The 20,643-nt window shown below is 49.8% G+C and carries 25 protein-coding genes; 18 read left to right on the top strand and 7 right to left on the bottom strand.

The genetic code is table 11. The features are described 5' to 3' along the window. Positions 1 to 15: 15 nt before the first annotated feature. The 14 genes from DI14_RS10875 to DI14_RS10810 all read left to right on the top strand — a co-directional run bounded on the left by DI14_RS10875 (position 16) and on the right by DI14_RS10810 (position 11,880). Positions 16 to 258 (top strand): hypothetical protein, encoded by a 243-nt coding sequence (locus DI14_RS10875; protein WP_024127790.1) that lies wholly within the window; start codon positions 16 to 18, stop codon positions 256 to 258. A gap of 16 nt (positions 259 to 274) precedes the next feature. Beyond that, the gene (locus tag DI14_RS10870) at positions 275 to 682 is read left to right on the top strand and encodes a hypothetical protein (RefSeq protein WP_024127789.1); all 408 of its coding nucleotides are present in this window, start codon (positions 275 to 277) and stop codon (positions 680 to 682) included. Between the two features lie 20 nt (positions 683 to 702). Continuing rightward, the gene (locus DI14_RS15105) at positions 703 to 2,643 is read left to right on the top strand and encodes a pLS20_p028 family conjugation system transmembrane protein (RefSeq protein ID WP_369792712.1); all 1,941 of its coding nucleotides are present in this window, start codon (positions 703 to 705) and stop codon (positions 2,641 to 2,643) included. 6 nt (positions 2,644 to 2,649) lie between these two features. Continuing rightward, positions 2,650 to 2,949, top strand: coding sequence for a DUF5592 family protein (locus DI14_RS10860; protein ID WP_034808447.1), 300 nt, complete (start codon positions 2,650 to 2,652; stop codon positions 2,947 to 2,949). 1 nt (position 2,950) lies between these two features. Continuing rightward, positions 2,951 to 3,571 carry a hypothetical protein gene (locus tag DI14_RS10855; protein ID WP_051622694.1) on the top strand — a complete coding sequence of 207 codons (621 nt, stop codon included), beginning with the start codon at positions 2,951 to 2,953 and terminating at the stop codon, positions 3,569 to 3,571. A gap of 17 nt (positions 3,572 to 3,588) precedes the next feature. Then, positions 3,589 to 5,541: a VirB4 family type IV secretion system protein gene (locus tag DI14_RS10850; RefSeq protein ID WP_034808445.1), complete on the top strand. Its 1,953-nt coding sequence runs from the start codon at positions 3,589 to 3,591 to the stop codon at positions 5,539 to 5,541. Further along, on the top strand, positions 5,541 to 6,647 hold the full coding sequence (locus DI14_RS15255; RefSeq protein WP_081825889.1) for a lysozyme family protein: 1,107 nt from the start codon (positions 5,541 to 5,543) through the stop codon (positions 6,645 to 6,647). Before DI14_RS10850 ends, DI14_RS15255 begins: the two co-directional genes overlap by 1 nt. Positions 6,648 to 6,677: 30 nt before the next feature. After that, positions 6,678 to 7,256: a hypothetical protein gene (locus DI14_RS10840; protein WP_034808443.1), complete on the top strand. Its 579-nt coding sequence runs from the start codon at positions 6,678 to 6,680 to the stop codon at positions 7,254 to 7,256. Then, positions 7,257 to 8,096 carry a hypothetical protein gene (locus tag DI14_RS10835; RefSeq protein ID WP_034808442.1) on the top strand — a complete coding sequence of 280 codons (840 nt, stop codon included), beginning with the start codon at positions 7,257 to 7,259 and terminating at the stop codon, positions 8,094 to 8,096. 192 nt (positions 8,097 to 8,288) lie between these two features. Then, on the top strand, positions 8,289 to 8,540 hold the full coding sequence (locus DI14_RS10830; RefSeq protein WP_034808440.1) for a hypothetical protein: 252 nt from the start codon (positions 8,289 to 8,291) through the stop codon (positions 8,538 to 8,540). After that, entirely contained in the window at positions 8,533 to 9,687 is a 1,155-nt protein-coding gene (gene mobP2 / locus DI14_RS10825) for a MobP2 family relaxase (protein ID WP_034808439.1), read from the top strand. Before DI14_RS10830 ends, mobP2 begins: the two co-directional genes overlap by 8 nt. 9 nt (positions 9,688 to 9,696) lie before the next feature. Continuing rightward, entirely contained in the window at positions 9,697 to 10,146 is a 450-nt protein-coding gene (locus tag DI14_RS15095) for a hypothetical protein (protein WP_051622693.1), read from the top strand. Positions 10,147 to 10,151: 5 nt separating this feature from the next. Beyond that, positions 10,152 to 10,439, top strand: a complete 288-nt coding sequence (locus DI14_RS10815) for a hypothetical protein (protein WP_034808437.1) — start codon at positions 10,152 to 10,154, stop codon at positions 10,437 to 10,439. A 4-nt stretch (positions 10,440 to 10,443) separates the two neighbouring features. After that, positions 10,444 to 11,880, top strand: coding sequence for an ImmA/IrrE family metallo-endopeptidase (locus tag DI14_RS10810; protein WP_051622692.1), 1,437 nt, complete (start codon positions 10,444 to 10,446; stop codon positions 11,878 to 11,880). 75 nt (positions 11,881 to 11,955) lie between these two features. Here DI14_RS10810 and DI14_RS10805 read toward each other — a convergent pair whose 3' ends face one another. The 3 genes from DI14_RS10805 to DI14_RS10795 form a co-directional block, all read right to left on the bottom strand. After that, complete coding sequence (locus DI14_RS10805; protein WP_034808434.1) at positions 11,956 to 12,312, bottom strand: hypothetical protein; 357 nt, start codon at positions 12,310 to 12,312, stop codon at positions 11,956 to 11,958. A gap of 66 nt (positions 12,313 to 12,378) precedes the next feature. Continuing rightward, positions 12,379 to 12,603 (bottom strand): DUF3006 domain-containing protein, encoded by a 225-nt coding sequence (locus DI14_RS10800; RefSeq protein WP_034808432.1) that lies wholly within the window; start codon positions 12,601 to 12,603, stop codon positions 12,379 to 12,381. Then, complete coding sequence (locus DI14_RS10795; protein ID WP_034808429.1) at positions 12,600 to 13,442, bottom strand: ComEC/Rec2 family competence protein; 843 nt, start codon at positions 13,440 to 13,442, stop codon at positions 12,600 to 12,602. The genes DI14_RS10800 and DI14_RS10795 overlap by 4 nt, the downstream gene beginning before the upstream one ends. A 145-nt stretch (positions 13,443 to 13,587) precedes the next feature. Here DI14_RS10795 and DI14_RS10790 point away from each other — a divergent pair, with 145 nt between their 5' ends. The 4 genes from DI14_RS10790 to DI14_RS10775 all read left to right on the top strand — a co-directional run bounded on the left by DI14_RS10790 (position 13,588) and on the right by DI14_RS10775 (position 15,987). Then, positions 13,588 to 13,869, top strand: a complete 282-nt coding sequence (locus DI14_RS10790) for a hypothetical protein (protein WP_034808427.1) — start codon at positions 13,588 to 13,590, stop codon at positions 13,867 to 13,869. A gap of 131 nt (positions 13,870 to 14,000) precedes the next feature. Continuing rightward, entirely contained in the window at positions 14,001 to 14,381 is a 381-nt protein-coding gene (locus DI14_RS10785) for a hypothetical protein (protein WP_034808426.1), read from the top strand. Positions 14,382 to 14,533: 152 nt separating this feature from the next. Beyond that, positions 14,534 to 15,556 (top strand): SH3 domain-containing protein, encoded by a 1,023-nt coding sequence (locus DI14_RS10780; protein WP_034808424.1) that lies wholly within the window; start codon positions 14,534 to 14,536, stop codon positions 15,554 to 15,556. A gap of 17 nt (positions 15,557 to 15,573) precedes the next feature. Further along, positions 15,574 to 15,987, top strand: a complete 414-nt coding sequence (locus DI14_RS10775) for a VOC family protein (protein WP_034808422.1) — start codon at positions 15,574 to 15,576, stop codon at positions 15,985 to 15,987. Positions 15,988 to 16,415: 428 nt separating this feature from the next. Here the strand turns inward: DI14_RS10775 and DI14_RS10770 are convergent, their stop codons facing one another. From DI14_RS10770 to DI14_RS15090, 4 genes are all read right to left on the bottom strand, one after another. Continuing rightward, on the bottom strand, positions 16,416 to 17,024 hold the full coding sequence (locus tag DI14_RS10770) for a helix-turn-helix domain-containing protein (RefSeq protein ID WP_034808420.1): 609 nt from the start codon (positions 17,022 to 17,024) through the stop codon (positions 16,416 to 16,418). Between the two features lie 342 nt (positions 17,025 to 17,366). Then, a complete protein-coding gene (locus DI14_RS10765; RefSeq protein WP_034808418.1) occupies positions 17,367 to 17,750 on the bottom strand; it encodes a hypothetical protein in 384 nt (127 codons plus the stop codon). A gap of 894 nt (positions 17,751 to 18,644) precedes the next feature. Next, positions 18,645 to 19,223 carry a hypothetical protein gene (locus tag DI14_RS10755; protein ID WP_051622691.1) on the bottom strand — a complete coding sequence of 193 codons (579 nt, stop codon included), beginning with the start codon at positions 19,221 to 19,223 and terminating at the stop codon, positions 18,645 to 18,647. A gap of 326 nt (positions 19,224 to 19,549) precedes the next feature. Then, the gene (locus tag DI14_RS15090; protein ID WP_051622690.1) at positions 19,550 to 20,455 is read right to left on the bottom strand and encodes an HNH endonuclease; all 906 of its coding nucleotides are present in this window, start codon (positions 20,453 to 20,455) and stop codon (positions 19,550 to 19,552) included. Between the last annotated feature and the right edge of the window lie 188 nt (positions 20,456 to 20,643).

Raw genomic sequence — 20,643 nt, 5'->3', positions numbered from 1 at the left:
GAGGAGGCCGAATTCATGGCCGAGAGTGCGAGAGAGAAGCGAATCCAGAACGAATTGCGCGTCGTCGCGAGGATCATCGAGACGCAGCGCGTCCGCCTCGAACGGGGCGACGTGCTCAATATCCAGACGACCGATGGCTTTCTGACCGTCTATCAGGACGACACCTCAGACACCCCAAAAACTGTTACACTAATAGATAAGTTCGACTTCCGCGTCAATTTAAAAATCGCGGATCTATTAAAGGGGAAAATTGTCTGACGGAGGGGTAAACGTTATGAGGAAAATCTTGATTGGTGTCCTACTCGGAAGTTCGTTACTTTTAGCATCGTGTGGTGCCGAAAGTTCGAATTATCTTTCTACGACTTCTGTCGAAGAAATTGCAGATATTAAAACTGAGCAAGAAAGTGCATACGTTCTTGTAGACAGCGACAGTCAAGGTAATGAAGGGGCTTACGTTGATACTGTGCGAGAAGTCGCCACGGAAAAAAAGAAAGACGTTCTCTTATTCAATCCGTTTCAGCCTAATGGGGAAGATCTTGAAGAACGTTCTACTCAAGAACATCCTGAACTTAAAGGTGGCAGATTGTATGAGATGATTGATGGTGAAATCAGTCGTGAATTAAATGTATCTGCTCTTACAGAAGATGAATTAAAGGATCAAGTTACTAACTTCATTAAATAGCCTCTGAATGGAGGGATTCTATGGGTGATAACGAAGTCGTAAATAAGCTACAAGAGTTCACTGATATCCTTAGTCTCAGTACACTGGTACTGGATGCCCTCCGCTCAATGGGTTGGATTTTAATACGTGGCTTAGCAGCATTGATTGATGGACTTGAAAAAGTGACTGACAGCATATTACTAACTAAAACATTTTTTAATAACTCTCAAGTGGTTGAATTCGTTTCTACGATTCAACCTTTTTTGTACGTTCTTTTAGCTGCTAGCTTCCTATTCACGGGTTACCTCATCATTTTTCAAAAGAAATTTGATCGGGAAGGATTTTTAATCAATCTGTTTATCACGTTGCTCATTCTCGGACTATTATCTCCAACGATGACGCAAGTAAGTGAATTCAGTGATACCGCGATTGATTTCACAACTCAAAACTCTGGCGAAAACTCTTCCGGTGAATCGATATCAAATCAGATTTTACGAGAAAACATTCATGATTTGATTGAATATGACCGAAACGATTTTTCCGGTTTGGAAGGTAAGGCTTTGAACTCTCTGCCTCAAAGTCATTTACGAAATATCGATATCAACGAGGTATTCGATAGTAATGAATTTCGCTTGGGAAGTACTGGCGAACAAATCTCTCAGTCCAAACTAACCTGGAATGGTGAAACGATGGGAACCTCGAAACTCGACCAAGGTGGCGTTGAGTGGAACAACCAATATTACTACCGCTATCAGCCGAACTGGTTGACCATCTTCGTGACACTCGGAATCATGGGCTTCACGCTGTTCTCGATCGCTTATAAACTGGCGCGCCTCTCGTTCGAGCTCGCCTTTAACTATGTTTTGGCGATTCTCGTCGCACCTGCCGACCTGCACAGTGGTCAAAAGACGAAGAAGGTCATCCAGAGCATTTTGAACACGTTCCTCGTGATCATCCTGATCTTCGTCTCCATCAAGCTATACACGATTGGGACCGCCTATCTCGCGGAGACGTTGGACGGGTTCGCCTATCTGATCGCCCTCATCGCCTTCTCGGTCGCCTTGATTGACGGGCCGAACATGGTCGAGCGGCTGTTCGGAATCGATGCCGGGCTCAAACGGGGCTGGGGTGTCGCGCTCGGCGCCTATGCCGCTGGGAAAGGCATGACCTCGGCCGGTGCCCACGCGGTCTCGAAGGTCGCGCGTGCCGCGCATGGCGCACCAAAGATGCCGTCGCTCCATGAGGCCGCGACGACACGGATGGATTCAAACTCCGTTCCTCAGAACGGTTCACCGCTTAGTGCGGCGAACCAAGCTCCACAGAGAGCGGACTCCGAGAGTCAAACCGATTCAGATGGGTTCGGTCAGGCGAATCAAACCGCCAGACGCACGCAGACCGACAAAGAGAGACCGACAATTCCGAAGAACGATGCGCAACCAAACAACGGTCAAGAATCCGAGATTGAAGTGCACGGTTCCCAACACGTGAACGAAGCGTCGGGCCGCACGTCTCCAGAATCAATCCATGCGACGAATCCGGAATCAAATATCGAACGTGGACCCGACCATCTAACCACGTCATCGGAGACACCAAGACCGGAATCGATTCACGATCATTCAAGCTCTGGTCATTCTCCAGTCCCGGTTTCGTCGACTCTCGAATCGGTCACCGGGTCCACCGATACTACATCCGGACCAGACCATCGTCAAAACGAATCGACGTCACCGACACCTCATGAGGCCCAACATTCAAACGATTCATCCTCGTCATCTGCGACGGACTCGAGTGATACCGCAACAGAGAAACGCCAAGGACGCGCCCGACGGACCATCCATCAGGACACCGTACTCGATGTCGAGACCGAGGTCATCGAACAGGTGCGTGAGACCCAGACGCACCGTCATAGTCAGAATCATGAAGAAACGCGACGGATCTATCCGACCTCGCCGCCTAAACCTGACAACATCAAGAAGAAGGAGTGATGACCCATGCGCAAATACCGAATCCCGAACGAGGTCACGACCGAGCTCAAGATCAACAAGATGCTCTATCTGCACGATTTCCTGTTCCTCGTCGGGCTCATCGTGCTTCGGCTCGTGACGCTCCCGTTCATCCCGCCCGTGCTGCACATCCCGTTCACGGTCTTCCTCGTCGTCTTCGGGCTGTTCATGGTACTGCGGCCGGCGACCAATCCGAAGAAGCGGATGGTCCACGCGCTCTATTACGCGCTCATCAAACGCAAAGACACCTATCTCGCGCTCGACGCGCAGACGAAAGGACGTGAGTGAGATGGCGTTCATCGAAGACACGCTACAGGGACCGAGACCTACGGTCACTTGGCTCGACGAACAGGACGTGGTCGAGAAACGGAAGGTCAAAGACAAGGTCGTCGTCAAACCGACGGTAGCCGAACTGATGCCGATTGTCGACATCACCGAGAATGATGCATTCGAGATGCGGGATGGGACTTATCTCGACATGGTCCAGCTCACCTCGAAGGACATCTATTCGTTGAACGAGGAGGAAAAAGACCATGACGTGTTCTCACTTGCCTATCTCCTGCAGGCGTACACGCACCCGCTCAAGGTCGTGCCACTGAACACGCCACTCAGTCTCGAGCGGCAGAAAATCAGCATCGAACGACAGATTCGACAAAATCAGATACCGTCCTACCTGCCTTTCTTGTTGAAGAAGAAACAGGAGCTTGAATACCTCGAGGAGCATCGCACCAATCGCGATTATCTCCTCTTTTTTTATGCCGACGACGAGCGGACGCTACGCGAACGGAAGACACACCTCTATAAACTGCTCCGCCGCTCGAACCCGATGCGCGAGCTGACGCTCGACCAGAAGGTCCATGTGCTCTATCAGCTGAACAACCCGAACACGAAACCGCAACTAGACGCCTGAAGAAAGGAGTGACGCACATGTGGCAGCGCCTGCGTGACAAAATGTCCAAACAACAGGACCCGGAGATCGTCAAAATCGAGAAAGGCTATAACCCCGACGTCATTGCCAAGATCCAGCCGCAAGGTGGCATCCGATTCGACGCCAACTTCGTCCGGCTCGGGGACGGCTATCTGTCCTGTCTCCATGTCTATAAATATCAGTCGCTCGTCTATGACTACTGGCTCGAACCGATTTTGAACATGCCGGGCGTTTTGACGACGCTCGACATCGGGACGGCCGACAAGCGTGAGATCATCCAGACTATCAACAAGTCGATGGCCGAACAGAACACGCGCTTCGAGAACGCAAAGGACAACATCGACCGCATCGACGCCCGGGAGACGTATAAGGAACTGAACGAACTCTATGAACAGATCACCCAGGGCGAGACGATGAAATATCTGCATCTGCGTCTCTATGTGAAAGCGAAGACGCTCGACGCGCTCGAGGTGAAAGTACAGGAAGTGATGGAAGAGCTCGAGGCCCGGAATTTCCGCTCGACGATCTTCCTGAACGAACAGGAATGGGAGTGGCAAAGCCTGTTCACGAGCTATGACCAGCAACAAAAGCTCCCGAACCGGCGCCGTGGGAAAGAAATCCCGTCCCTCTCCATCGCCGGCGGTTATCCGTTCCATTTCACGTCACTCCAGGACGCGACCGGGACGTATTACGGGACGACCGACACGAACGGAAGCGTCATCTTCGACCTATTCCATAAGGACAAACAGCGCAAATTCTACAATGCGCTCATGATCGGCAAGATGGGGTCCGGGAAGTCGACGCTCCTCAAGAAGACGGTTCTCGACCAAGCGATCAAGGGCAACAAGATCCGCATCCTCGATGTCACGGGCGAGTTCTCCGACCTAGTGCGGCAGCTCGGCGGGAAAGAGATCGCGCTCGACGGGGCGGCCGGTCTCATCAATCCGCTCCATGTCTATAAGACCGTGACGAATAACGACGGCAGCGCCAACGAGGCGCTCTCGTTCATGCAACATCTGTCGAAGATGGCCGTGTTCTATCACTACATCAACCCGGCGGCGACACAGGAAGAAACGAACGAGTTCGAGATCCTGCTCCGGGACTTGTACGTCCGGCACGGGCTCTGGGACGAACAGGGCGAACTGCCGATCACGACGCATCCGGCGAGCCGGTACCCGACGTTCTCCGACTTCTTAAAACTCGTGCGGTGTGAGCTCTACACGGACGACACACGCACCTCGATCAAGGAGGCGATCAGTCCGAACCGGGTACGGCGTCTCGAGAACATCGAGCTCGCCGTCACGAACCTCGTCCACAACTATGGCAACATCTTCGACGGACACTCTTCCATTGACCGGTTCGACGAGGAGCTCATCGTGTCGTTCCCGATCCGGAACCTGACGAGCCTGCGCGACGAGGTATTCCAAGCGCAGGTGTTCTCTTTGATGAACATGCTGTGGGACGGGATGATTGCCAACGGCTCAAGTCAACTGAAGGCCTATAACCAGGGCGTGCTCCGAACCGAGGAGGCATGCAAGTACCTCATCGTCATCGATGAGGCGCACCACTTGATCAATACGCGTGACATCGCACAGCCGGCCATCCTGTATCTACAACGCTGCATGCGCGAGGCGCGCAAGTATTTCGGCGGCATCTTCTTCGTGTCGCATCTGATCACCGACTTCGTGCCGGCCGGATCGAAGTCCGAGAACGCAGAGAACGTCAAGTCGCTCTTCCAGCTCACACAATACAAGATCATTGGTGAACAGGACGCGGAGAGCATCCCGATCATCCAGACGGTGTTCGACGGGCAGCTCTCGAACTCCGAGATGCGGATCATCCCCTCGCTCGAGACGGGGCGTGTCGTCCTCAGCATCTCGGGCGTGCAGAACCTCATCTTTGACGTCGACGTCGCGCCCGAGGAGCTCGCCCTGTTCGGTGGAGGTGCCTGATGTGGGCGGCCGCGAAACGGACGGCCCGCTTCGCCGTCACAGCGAAATGGCAGCTCGTGACGCTCAAGTGGCGACTCATCCTGCTCGGCATCGCGGCACTCGTCTTGTTCCTTGTCATCCTCGTCGTCGGCATCCTCGACACGCTCACAGGTGTCCAGAACGAACTACCGACCGACGTCACGTTCGACACGGCGGGCGGTCTTCAAGTGAGCGACCAGGTGCTCCAATATCGAGCCTTGGTCGAATCGGAACTGTCGAAGCACGGACTGGCCGAACAAACGAACCTCGTACTCGCGCTCATGATGCAGGAGAGTGGCGGACGCGGGAACGACCCGATGCAGGCGAGCGAATCGAAGTGTGGACGCATTGGATGCATCACCTCCCCCGAGGAGAGCATCGTCTACGGCGTCGAACATTTCGCCTCCGTCTTCGAACGGGCGAACCGTGACGTGCAGCTCACGCTACAGAGTTACAACTTCGGCGGCGGCTTTATTGACTATGTGCAACAGAACGGAGGACGGTACTCGAAAGAGCTCGCCATCTCGTTCTCCCAAATGATGTACCAACGCGTGAAACACACCGGTATCTATCGTTGTCATCGCCCGAGCGCGGTCCAGCACGGCGCCTGTTACGGGGACATCGAATACGTCGACGCGGTGTTGAAATACCTCGCGCCGGTCGCCGTCGCCGATGGGATTATCACGAAAGAACTGTTGTCGGGATTACGTTCCCCGCTCGCCATCCCGCTCAACGTGACATCGCGTTTCGGGTGGCGCGTCGTCTTCGGACAACGGGACAACCACACCGGTATCGACTTCAGTTGCACCCCGTCCGACACGATCCACGCGGTCAAGAGCGGCACCGTCATCTATAGCGGGAACCGCGGACCGTACGGCAATCTCGTCCAGGTCCAGCACGACAATTACATTACGGCGTATGCGCACCTGAGTCGTCTTGGCGTCCAAACGGGTCAACAGATCGACGCTGGGCAAGCGCTCGGGTACTGCGGCACGACCGGCCGTTCGAGCGGGAACCATCTGCACTTCGAGATCAAGACGGCTGAATGGTCCGGTCATATCGATCCCGCCCCGGTCTTCGGATTATAAGTCATGCATGTATGAAAAGGAGGAGGAAGAATGAACTTCACCGCACGTCACCTCGCGTATCTGTTCGGGGTACTGCTCCTGATTTCGATCGCAGCGAACGTCTTTTTCTATCAACAAGCGACGGCTGTCACGAGTACTTCAGACACGAGCGAGACGAAAAATGAGAGCGTCACTCCCTCTGAATCGGCAACCTCCGAAAATACGCCGTCAGACACTGCACCAGTCGTCGCTTCGACGGAGACGGAACGAATGGAAGAGTTGGTGACACGCGCGACGCGCTTCATCGAGTATGCCTTTACCATCACGAAGGACAGTTACACGACCCAGAAACGACAGGCGAAAGGTGTCATGTCCGAGGAACTCGCGGCCACGCTCTTCGCCGCTGACGGCAGTGACGTCGGCACGTTCGAGACGATCGTCCGCGACATCGAGGTGTTCCCTTCTGTCTCCGGAGAAGATTGCCTCGTGCGATTCGAACAAGACCTGTTGATCACCGAGACGGGTTATGAAGAGACGACGCAAGAACTGTTGGCCCTGACGTTCGAGTCCATCAACGGACGTTTGGTCGTCACAGAGATGGAAGACCTGACACCGGAAGGAGGAATCTAGATGCGACGACAAACGCGGCGACGTCTCACCCAGAACGTCTCCCGGTTCTACCTCGGACTCGGCGTATTCTTTGTCATCGGCTTCCTCTTCTTCGGTACCTCGTCGTTTTTCTTTGCTGAAGAGGCACCAGTCAATGAGACGCCAATCAACGAGGCAATCCGTCTCTCGAACGGGGAAATTGTGACGCTCCATGCCTGGAGTTATGACACGGAAAAGCGGACGATGCGCATCCGACTCTCGCTCGATGACGCACCGGGTAACACAAACAATCATGTCTTCCGCTATGTCTATAAGGTACGTCCGGATTCCGAGAAGGAAGTCACGTTGCTGTACGAACGGAACGACCAATACGTGCTCGAATTGAAGGACGTGCCGAACGACTTCGACCAACTCGCCGTCCGAATCTACGGATTGGATGAGTCACAATCAATCGACGCACTCACACCCGAGGAAAGGGAGAACAGTCTTTTGACATCCCTCTATGCCGACCGTCGGACCATCGAACAGGCGAGTCACAATTCATCTGACGAGACAACTTTCACGAGACTATTCGTCGAGGACGAGCTCGCGGAGACAGAGCAACAATTAGAAAAAGCGCAACAATCGGTCGAAGCACAGCGGCAACAGATCAAGCGACTCGACCGTGACAAAGAGGAGCTCGAAGGAGAACTCCCCTACCTCTCGCTCGACGAACAGGTCGAACAAGAGAACGAGATCTTCGACCTCAGTCGGAAGCGTGACGAGCTCAATCTGGAGCTCGAGAAACTCGAACAATCGGTCGAAGCGCTCGAAGAAAAGCACGAAAAATTGCGCGTTCGGCTCCGGGAACTGTCGATTTAAGTGGCACATTTCGTGCCAAATCGCTGGTTTTACTGGCACATTTCGTGCCATTTTCGGACTTTTGGTGATATCACGGAAACCCCAGGCTCTGCCTGGGCTATCACGACAAGTGATAGCAGTTTCCCCTTATGCTCTTTGAACGAACTTTTAGGACCTCAGCAATGTACAGCCTCTAGAAAGGTGGTCAAACAGATGAATCTGTTACTCCGCGACATCGACCCCGTCATCGTGAAGCAAATCGATGAGTGGGCGAAGGAACACAACCGCTCCCGGCAACAATACTTGAAAGAACTGCTCGCCTCCTGGTGTGCGAACGGCATCCAATCGACACAGGTCGAGCGACTCGAACGACAGCTCGAGGCGAACACGCTCCACCTGAAACGGAGCGCAGACGAGCTCGCCGAGGTGACCCGTTTGTTGAACGAGGTGATGCAGGATGCGTGAGACACCGGGCGTCGTCATCAAGTCGAAGTTCAAGGTGCCGAGCACAAAAAAGAAGTCACGTCGCTACACGACATACCTCGATTACATCAATCGACCGGATGCGAAAGACAGCCCCGATCAGTTCGAGACGTATCACGACTATATGGAAGACGAGACGAAATCGAGCGGTCTCTTCACACGCGAGGACGACCGGTTGGACCAAGAAAAGCGTCGCACCGTCCGTGACATCTTCAAACACGCACAAGCGGACGGGAGCATCCTCTGGCAGGACGTCATCTCGTTCGATAACGCCTGGCTACGGGAGACCGGTGTGCTCCACGATGACCTCGTCGACGAGAAACGGTTGATCCAGGCGACACGGAACGCGGTCGAGGCGATGCTCCAAAAAGAAAAGATGGTCCATGCCTACTGGACCGGCGCCGTGCATTACAACACCGACAACATCCACGTTCATGTCGCCATCGTCGAGACGAGCCATATGCGCGAGCGCGGCAAACGCAAACCAAAATCGATCGAGCTGATGAAGTCGAAGGTCATCCATTCCCTCGCCGACCGGACGAAAGAACAGGAGAAACTGAATGCGTTCATAAGAGACGAACTGGTCGCCCATAAACGGAACCGGAAGATTCCAACGCTCCCGAACCGTGTCCTGCATCCCGAGCTCGTCCGTCAATTCAAGGACATCTATGAGCGGTTGCCGGAAGACAAACGACAGTGGCGATACAACATGAACGGGATGCAGCCGCTCCGTGAATCGCTCGATCGTCTGACCGACCGCTATATCGACATTCATTTCAAATCAGAGTTTCAAGCCTTCAACGAGCGGCTCGAGCAGGAGGTGTCGTTCCATCGTCGTAGCTACGGCGACACGGAGAAGGCTGAGCGTTACCGGACGACGAAGCGACAGGACCTCTACACCCGGATGGGGAATGCCATCCTCTCCGAGATGCGCGACTTGTCAAAAGAACAAACGATAGTTGAGAAAAATGGAGCCCCAAAACATCCGGTCAGACGTGCATTCAACCAACAAAAGCTATTCAACGAATCGCTGTACCGGATTGGACGGCACATGAACGACGAATTCGAACACCTGAAGAATCAACGGGCTTTCGAACAACTGGAACGGGACATCGAATATGGAAAGTGAGGGAGGACGATGGAAGAGTTGAGACAGATCCGCCTTCGATTGAAGCCGGAGACGGTCGCGTATTTGGAAGAGTTCGCCGACGACAAACGCTTCGGCCATCTCGGCCAGGTCATCGACCACATCGCAGACGAGCATAGACAACTGGCCGACGAGAAATGGGACATGCAGTTCCTCACCCGCTCGATCAGCACGCAGGTTACAAGTCATATCGAGGAGTTGATGAACGACCAAGTGTCGACGGAACTCGAGCGGATTCGGCTCGCCGCGAACCGCTCTGATCGTCATGGGCAAATCCTGACAGAGCTCCTGCAGGCACTCATGCAGACCGAGGGCATCGAGGACATCATGACGACGGATCAGTTCAAGCCGACGTTCCTCGCGACGGCGGAACGTGTCGTCCAGGAACGCATCGAGCACCAAAAACAGAAGAAGGACACACTAACTTTTGAGAGAGGATGAACCTTATGCGACCACTTGACCGTCCCTTCACGATGGGGCAACTGTTGACGCTTCAACCCGACACCGTCACGGTCCTCATCTATGGAAAACGGTACGACATCCCGGTGTCCGTTTCCGAGCGCCAACTTTTGACCGCCATCTCGCAAGACGAGATCGTCTTGCTTCCCGTCAATTTCGAGCGGACACAGCTGTTACTCGACATCCCGGAAACGTCGCCACACCTCGAGCGTGAACTGAACGATTTTGTGGATAGTGATGAATCTGTCACCGACTTGTTGAAGGAAGGAGTCTGACACGATGGCCAAGATGAAGACGAACGAAGAACGGAAGGCCGAGCTCGAGGCCTTGACCGAACAGATGGGAAAACAGATCGACAGCTACTTCGAGAGCCCGGAAAAGATTCGGGAACATCTCCAGTTCCTCGGCAAGTTCCATCAATACTCGATGCGGAACGCGGTCTTGATCGAGTCCCAATTTCCCGGTGCGGTCGCGGTAGGCTCTTATCCGTTCTGGGAGAAGCAGGGCGCACAGGTACAAAAAGGTGAACGTGGCATCAAGGTGTTCGTCCCAAACCCAGTGACGTATGCCCTGCACAAAGATGAATGGGTACCGCTCAGCAAGGCACCGAAGCTAGTCAAAGACGGCGTGAAACAAGGACGCATCCCGTCACGTAAGATGATGTACTTCAAGATCGGTCATGTGTTCGAGTACACGCAGACCGACGCACGCGAGAAAGGGATCGAGGTCTCCGACATCTTTAAACGGTATCACCGTGACGGCGGAATCGAGAACGAACAAGACATCCGTGACGCCTTGAAGACGCTCGCGGATGCCCGGAATGTGACGCTATTGGAGGAACCGCTCGACGAGATCGGGACGGCGAAGGGTTGTTATTATCCGGAGCTGCATGCGATCGCCTTGAACCCGCGGAACACATCGATTGAGGACGTCAACGTCCTGATCCACGAGCTCGCCCACGCAGAGCTCCACAACCAGGAACGGAATCTTGAACGAGACCAACCGCTCACAGCACCCGAGAAGGAGTTCCAAGCCGAGATGGTCGCCTATGTCGTCTCACATCAACTTGGGTTCCCGACGGATGATTTCTCACTGTCTTACTTGGCCGGTTGGACAAAAGACAAGGAGCTCCTCGACAAAGAAAAGCTGTTGCAGGAGGTTCACCAGACGTCCGCAACTTTCCTCGACCATATTGAATCACATCTCGAGAAGGTGCATACCTTGGAGCAAGAGAGAGAAAAAACGCGAATCGAATATCTTGAACAGCTGTACCGACACATGGGATGGAAAGACGCTGACCTCAATCTCTATGAACAGGTGCATGCCGTACAAAATGTGTACCCTGAGGAGGTGGAGCCCTATTTGAACGCAAAAGCGGTCCTCGAAACGAACCTGAAGATGAATCGCGTCGATGGGCCGCTCATGTATATTCATGGTAAGGGATTCGGTTTTCAACAGTTCGGTATTGCTAACAATCATGACTTTTCTGAAGATGCTATTGTCGCCTATACTGTCGCGTTACCAAATCAGCCATTGATTAGCGGTCACTTTGATCCAGAAAGAACCGTTCATCCTCTTCACGATTTGGAAAAGAACAATAAACTGGAAAAGCCACTTCTAAAATCGCTTGAAGATTGTTGGCATGATGTGTTGCTCGAAAATGAAAAAAAGTCTTTATCAAGAACAGCTCTGTTGAATATTGAACGTTTGATTTAAGTATAAGGAGCTATAACAATAAACCATACTATGAATTAATCATATGTTGTGGCTCCTGGTACTTTAAGACGCTTATTAAGTAGCCTTATTGTTAGGTTCATTTCGAGTAAACTTCATTTTGGCGTCTCCCTTACTCACTTCCATATCGTAGTTTTTATAAAGCGCAAAAAGGACTATTAGAGAAAGAGAAACAATTATTAAAACCCAGACACCTGTTGGAATAGCAGTCGCACTTGCGAGCCCCACAGCAGCCGTCATCGGATTCGTGTTAGAATCGACATCCGGTCCATTTTTTGCATTCTTTAATTTTTCTAACGGCTCTAATTTTTTTGCAAGTTTTCCTTCTACAAGGATATTTTTTTCTTTATTTAGTACTGCTTTTTTTAACTCTTTAGCAGTTCTCACGGTCACTTCGCTTTCGAAATTATTCATAGTGAGCCTTCTTTCTTTTTTATATTTGTCATTCAACATCTTTTTTGATTTAAGTCGTTACTAATTTCAATCTTCCCAAAGTTCTTCTATCAACTTATCGATTTCTTTCGATAACTGTTGCTTTTCCTCTGTATCCATCTCAACTCGTCCATCTTCGTAAAACCAAAGCACATCGCCCGACTGAGTCGATTCAGGAAGCCGTGATTTTGGAATATCCTCCATCACTTCTCCGAATTCGACGACAGCCAAGTCCCCTTCGAATCGGTCGATGACCCCTCGTCGTCGCTTCATTTTGATTTCTTCACGGCGTAGCTTGTGCCGTTCCCCGTGACGATAATTGTGCCGCTCTGATCTGTGCGAAGCGTATTCACTTTCTGACGCTTCAAGTTCGTCACCACTTCGGATGTCGGATGCCCATAACTGTTCTTGCCAACGCTTATGATGGCATGCTTCGGTTTGACCGTGTTCAGGAACGTGCTGCTTGTCGACGTCTTGGCACCGTGATGACCCACCTTCAACACATCCGCTCGGAGCGTCTGCTTCTTCGCCATCATGTCCTTCTCAGAAACGTGTTCTGCGTCTCCCGTGAACAAGAACGTGTTCTTCTTGTACGTGACATGAAGGACCGCACTCCAGTTGTTCAAGTCACTGTTCGAGTAGGCTTTGACCGGACCGACGAACTTCGCATTCACACCTTTGATCGGAAGTGAGACACCCATCTGAGCTGTTTTGATAGTCTGTCCTTCCCGTTTGACGGCTTGAAGGAAATCTTTATAGGCCTGGGTCGTATGCTTCACTTTTGGCGCGTAGACGTTCTCGACACGATAGGCATCTAGAATTTCATCCAATCCACCGATATGATCCGCATCCGGGTGCGTCGAAATCAATACCTCGATGTCATCAACTTTCTGTGTCTTGAGATAGGCGACGATGGCATCACCCTTTCCTTTGTTCCCGCCATCGATGACTACGTCTTCACCGCTTGGCATTTTAATATAGATGGCGTCTCCTTGCCCGACATCAATATAATGCACGACAATGTTTGAGGCAGCCGAAACCTCTCCGTAAGGCGACAATAACAACGCCCCACTGAAAAGTACCGCACTTCCGAGCTTGACCAATTTATTCATCCTGTATCACTCCATTTGAATTTTATTGTAAAATTATCCAACGCACCTTTATTATAATCTGCTATTTGTTAAATAGCTTCATAATATTGCGTTTTACCGAATCCATTAATGATTAGGGTGTACTTAAAGAAAGGGAGTCGACACAATGAAGTTACGCATGCCGAGCGCAACAAACAGGAAGTCTAAGCCGGTCTTGATTTTTAAGGATGGCGCGGAGTTAAAAGAGTGTCTATCCATACAGGAAGCAGCACGCTGGTTGAAGGCGCACACGTCTTGCCCTTCCATTCCGTATCGTCACATCATGAACGGAATTATCTTTGACGAGAGATGGATGTATGCAGGGAGCAGCTATCGATTCACCACTGATCCGGACGTGAAGAAAGAGCAATTAGAAATAATGCAGATTCAGCATAAAGACCGTTTTTAACGGATTGAGAGAGTGACAGAAGACGGAGAGGTAAGCACTGATGTGTGATATGTCATAAAGCGTATACACCGACTCTTCACTGACGGCTCATTCACATGTACGATACATTTAAAATAAAAAGGAGTTACCCCATGCATCTTCATGAATGGCTCAACCACCACTACAAAACAGATATTCTCCGTTTTGAACATTTGGACGAATACGTACAGGCGACACCGGAAGAACTCGAAGCCTGCATCGAGCTGATCAATCCCTGGTACAATATCTTACTGAAGTCCTCTGACGGGGTGAAGGAGATGAACATGATGGACAGCTTGGAGCGTAATCTGCTCCGTCAATTTGGCAGGAAAAAGAGGATGGCCAAAATCACCCTCGAGATTGACGTTGAATTGCTGGAAGAGGCTTTGACTTTTTCCCAGAAAGAGAAGGCCCGTGTAATCGAAAAAGTCACCCATCACATGCAGGAGCAGGGTATAAAAGAGTGGCGCATTGTAAGGATGCAAAAAATCTAACTTTTTCTTCAAGAAGGTTTTTATTCTCCTATAGACATTCTCTAACGATAAGAGAATGTCTTTTATCTTATACGCTTATAAAATTGAATTAAATGGGTTATTCAATTTATAGGTGGTATAATTTTACTCATAAAAAACTGGGAGTGAGTGAAATGAAAGTCTTGAAAGGAATTACTGCAGGGGTACTATGCTTAACGTTAATAAGTGAACCCGGCATGAATCTATCTTTCACAGGAGAAATATCGCATGCAGAGGCGAGTACTCAAACAAAAGCCATGTTCGCAAACGTTAAAACAAACGTGTATGTCAACCGTTCGACTAAATCAAAACGAGTAATTAAAATCCCTTATGGCGCTCGAGTGGAGCGCTTATCAGTCCAAGCAAGTTGGAGCGAAGTTCGTTATAACGGAAAAAAAGGGTGGGTCGCTTCACGTGATTTGGTCGAGATCAGGAAGACAGAAGTCCTCGATACAAAGCAAACTGTCACCATGTACGCCTCCCGTTCGACAAAAGCAAAGGCCATCACGAGCATCCCGGCCAATAAACAAGTAACTCGCTTAGCGATAAACAAGAGCTGGTCACAAGTGAAGTATGGAAATCATACGGGGTGGGTCGCAAACTCGCAACTGAAGTTGCGGTATACGAGTGAGACGTTCGCGCCTCGCGCCTATCAACTAAAAGAGGATGCTCCGTTACAGAATACGTACACAACGAATGGAAAAATGCTCGTTTCAATTCCGAAGCAAACCATCGTATCTTCATCGGAACGATATAACGGATGGTACAAGGTGACGTTTAATGGAAAAACGGGATGGGTTAACGGAAAATATTTAGTAGCATATACTCCAGTCTCTTCAACAGTTGATCCAATAGATGTGGCAAAAAAAATCTATGGAAGTGATTATAAAATTACGGGCAGTGGCTATTCTATTACTATTGATGGGCAAAATCAATATACTGGTATGGGACCAAAAGTCTTAGTTATTGAAATGGGTGATCGTGAAGATTATGCTCGTGCTGCTCGATTGATTACGGAACTCCATGGTGGTAACGCCTCTACTTTAGCTGAATATATGTGGAGTGCTCGTCCGGGTCAGAGGTATTGGAGTGGAGTGAATTTAGGTAAATATGAAATTTCAGCAGACGCTAGTGGCGGAGTAGTTGTTGTTTGGTAAATTAAGGATGCAGTGAAATGTTCAGTGTAGGGGCAATTTTTATTCCGGTTACGGATTTAAAAATATTGTCAGAATGGTATAAGCATTATTTTGAAATGAAGGAGATTGAGGATTGGGACTGGGGTGTAAGTCTTCATTTCCCGACCTGTGTTGTTCCTCTTTGTCTTATCAAAGCCACTGAACCAAAAACTGTTTTTAAAGACTTCTTAGGTGATTCTGTGTCCTATTTTAATTTTTCGTGTGATGACATAGCGAGCGCATATAACTTATTTAAAGATAATCATAATGAAGTCACAGAAATTGAAGACCATGATGAATTTTTGACGTTCAACGTCTATGATCCTGATAGAAACCTACTTACTATTATTTATGAGCTACCAGAATCTACTTTAAATCCAAATAATATTAAAGCCCTTCAAAACTTACTTTAATTTAGACCGGTTTGCTAAATTAAGCGCAAGATTTTCACCACGGAAGACTCGTGTGCTATCTTCCATCTTAGGCATTCATGTGAAAGACCGTGGATTTAAGCGTGCGCGTCTGATCGCTCCTTGTCCGTTGGACGATAGACAGCCCGATGTTGAAGCCTACACGTGCTTCGGCGCTTGCTTGTGCTTGCCTTTCTGGCGAAGTACGCGTCAATCAGCCGTGCATAAATCTATCGATATATGTTAAAGAAGCGACCTGGTCTCCAGAACAGGTCGCTTCTTTAACGTGCTTGGTTGTGTAAGATGGGGAGTTCATGGTAACTCCTCCATCTGAATGTGTATTGTGGTGAGTTCCGTCAATGTGAGAAGAGCGCTACAGGCTTTTTTTGTTAACTTTAGAATGTTGCATTAAATTTTATAATTCATCATATTCACTTACGCTTTCGATTCACTTTATCGAGCCGAATTTTCTCGATCAACGCGTGGATGATCTGTTCATCTCTTCCACCGAAATCTTTGTTGAAGGGAATCCGCTCCCCTTCGAACATGAAGTAATCGAGCAGGTACGGGACTCGAGGTGTCGCGTGCCCCCACGTATGCTTCGAGCAACGTTCCCACACCTCGGCTCCGAACTCTGTTGAATACCGCATATGCTCGACAGCAGCCTTGACCTCTGATTTCTTCAGGACGAAGTAGTCCTCGAAGACGAATTTACCGAGCAACTCGTACCACATCTCCTCGCGGGCTCTCTCTTTAATCGATTCTACATCGACTTCGATGTGATACGGGGCCTCTTCTTCATTCTTGACGACATCCCGAGCATCCCCTGTCACCGACTCTGGATACAGCTCCCATCCTTCAGGCATCCGTTCTTTGATGAACTGTTCGAGCGCCTTTTCACTGATCCGATAGCCTTTTTTACGCGACTCGAGCGGTTCTGCCTGGATCACGCCTTTTCGTACCCAGTTGCGGACCGTCTCCTTATGGCTTGTGAGCTTGTTCTTCGATAAGATTTCAAATACTTCGTCAATCGTATACATACATATCCTCCTTTAATACAATGATGATTTTATTAAATAATACCATGAACATTGTATTAAATTAAGCTGTTACGTTAATCGATTTCGAATTGATTAAAAATTACTAAATGGATACCAAACAAAAACACCATTCAGCCGAATGGTGTTCCTCGCGTGGTGTGAGACGCGCCCACGCTCTTGGTTTTGACGTTGTCCTTACGCTCCGTGCCTCCCGTTAGAAAGGGCCAGGAACATAGAGATGCGGCGGTGAACCGGCAGCTCTTGTTATCGGACCGTCAGGGGGGCAGCGGTGCGATGAGCGACTTCGCCTCCTGGCGCTAGACGCTCACGCATGAGCCCGGATCACCATTCCTTCTCCCATGCCCCGTCTTCAAAGACTTCCCAATCCTCGAACCGATACTTGATGAGCCAATGCACATGCATCACCTCATATTCGAATACACCCTTCGATAGCTCTGAGACGACGAAACTGACGTCCCCATCCGCCACCACCCATGTCCCGTATAGATACACGATCTTTATCGGACGCTCTTCCGCATCCAGATAGATCACCACACGGAAGTAAGGCGAGTTCCGTCCTTCATCAAACCGGACGACCTTCTCGACACCATGTTCCCTGTCGACGACCCGCATCCACTCGGGATGTTCCATCAGTTCCGAGAACACGGTCCGGATGAACGGATCCAACCCTTCGAACGCATAGTCATCAAGCAGCCCCTCGTCCATCACGTCTCCCCCTTCCGGTTCTCTATGGAACGATTCCCCCTCCAGAGCCAGTTCAGTCCTTGTTCATGAAGCTACAGAAATGAAGATTTTTAAAAATTATATACATATATACATATATACATATATACATGTATACAATTATTTCTTTTCTTATGTACGACGATTCCTTCGAATTATATTGGTATTGAAAAAGACGGTAAGGTGGGTCAAGCATTCCCCTTCCTTCACATCACAAAGAAGATCCATGCTTACAAATTTTAAGTCGTCAAAATCTTCTTGAAGCCGGTCTGGAAGGCGTCGAAGCAATACCTCCGTCATCTCGTCCATCGTCTGTTGGTCTAGTTGGAAATTATCCATCTGAATCATCCTCTCCATTCGATAACTTAATGATAGCCCGCATCCACGCAAGCAACATCTCGGCTTATTTCACGTAAGCCTTGGTCTTGTTTCAAACAAGCCCTAGGGCTTGTTTCGAAAAAATGATCATTTTCAATAAACAAACCGTGTTTTCACTTCTGCCATTTCATCAAATCAAACTTTTACGAGACAGACAAAACATGATTCTGTATCCACATACAGACCACCCCGTTTTCAGAGGGAAGGTGTTTATATACGATTCACTGGTGGAGTCGGGCGCGGTCCAAGTCCAATACTCGCAGGAGTCATTCCCAAAAAATCGATATTTAGAATAGAGTTTTTATCAAAAAACTGTTCTTTTACAAGAACATGTACTTCAAACTCGGTTGACTGAATTTATGGATCAACGCAGGTAACCGGCTCCTCAAACCCTTACAAATAAATGACGAAAAAACCCAACCAATAATAATGGCCGGATTTCTTGGTTTTCATGCGTCGCATCTGTGATTTTGAATATCCCGTATGCGTTATTCATGATCATTCAATTACTGACGGCAAATCCGTCTGAATCTCAGGTGACTCATAGCCGATAATCAAAATACCCTTGAGAGGAAGCTGTAAGCGATCGCTGGAATAGAGGGCGTCGAAAAACTTACAGACGGTCTCAAAATCTTTACTTACCCGATAATCCCCACTGGGCTTTTTGGTCCGGTATTCATACAGGACCGCGATGGTAAGATAATCGACATCCTGCATCATGCAGGCCTGGAACAAGTCTTTCAGGAACTGGTTATTTAGAACGCCTCTGCCGGCCTCGATTTCAATGACAGATTTCTCGTCACTGCTGTATGCATCTGCCCTGAATGACTTCTCGAGACGGTTGTTCCGACCGAACAAAACGGGTACCTCTATATATTTGTCTGTCTCTCGGCCCGTGTCTTCTACTTTATATGACAGTTCCTCCAGGCCAGGTCTGCACATCGCCAGTATTTCATTACTTTTGTATGTTCTCGCTGTACCGGCTGTTCCCCTCTCCATCTCGTCAAAAACACCCACCACGCCTTCCAGATGTTTCGTTATACGCCGGTTCTTAGGATAATATTGATAATGTGACATCCCCGTATCCTCCAATCGGCTCGATGCCGGAACTCCGCGCGGCTTGACAGAAACCCGTCTTCACGGAGTTCGCTCACCAGGCCTGTGATTTTTTATGACGGTTGCTGCCTTTCTTTTACCCGTGACTCAAATCTCCCGTCGTCACACAACAGTGTGCCGTTCCCATGTTTTATCGGTTCAGTGATGTGCCCCGACATATCCGTGAGCACGATGAATTCAAAACCCTATTGAAAATCAGCCCGCGTCTGCTCCCGGACCCTTCCGGTCCGAGAGGTGTGGACCGTATCCGGAAACTTTTGAACACATGTTCCGTTAACGTCACTCTCTCAAACCATGTAATAGCCGAGAAACGTCTTCAAATCAATCTTTATTCCTTTTTGAAAAAGAGCCTCTTTTCTGTCGAGCCAAAGTTTCAACAGAATCTCCTCTTTCTCATCATTCGTCCCGTGATGCAGCAGACGATGACAGTTCGGGCACAGTGCGACGATGTTCTCTTTTATATCGATGGAGTGTTCGAACTCCCCCTGATACGAGATCGGTATCAGATGATGTCCCTCCATATACGGTTTTCCGGTCGCTGCGGATGTAAATGTTTTATGATCAGGGTCCGCTTCGCACCGGAATTCCGCCGCCTGAATCGCCGTTGCGGCCACTTGTTCATTTCTCAGATATCCGAGAGATTTTAAGACGACCTTCTCTCCGGCCAGCACATTTTGAAGGGCCGCCTGATACAGCGTATCATCAGGCTCTCCTGTCAGGGGATCGGCCCGTAACTGAAGCGGGTACCCCGTCAGATACTCAGAATCCGCCATTCCGATATGGGGGAACCCGTCCTCTGCATTCCGGAAGATGTACCAGTGAACGTCTTTACCTGCACCGGTGATGCGCTTGTACGCAGAAGTGTCGATTGTGAAACCGGAAAGGGTGTTGAAGTACAGTCTGAGCTCGTTCCCTTCCCTTTTCGGGTAGACGATCGGAAGTGAACGAAGAGTCGAATTCTCAAAATCATTGTATTCATGGATGTAAAACTGAAATTCCTCGTTCACCTGACTGTCGCCCGCACCTCCTCTGCGGGGGAAATCCATGCCGGAATAGAATCCCTGCAGAACCTCCTTCTCGTACCGGTCGAGAGTGACGCTCCGGTCACCCGTAGCCTCACGATACGTAAGCGGAGAGGCGGCACCGTTTACCGCCCCGATTGCTTGCAACAGTTCACTGTTCATTTTGCCCATCATCATCATCCTCTGCTTAGTTCAATTCACTGCTTGACTTAACTTTACAGGGATAACGCAGGGTTGTCAATAATTAATTCACCGCGTATATAGCGGGATAATTAGTTTAACCGTCATGGCTTACGCCGGTTGAGTTATTTTTCCTCTCTCCTCAAGTAAAAAAACCATTCGGCGAATGGTTTTCCTTG

It is taken from the genome of Exiguobacterium sp. AB2 (assembly GCF_000696055.1).
GTDB classification, from domain to species: domain Bacteria; phylum Bacillota; class Bacilli; order Exiguobacteriales; family Exiguobacteriaceae; genus Exiguobacterium; species Exiguobacterium alkaliphilum.
Note: the sequence above shows the minus strand (reverse complement) of the source record. Positions and strands in the feature narration are given on the sequence as shown.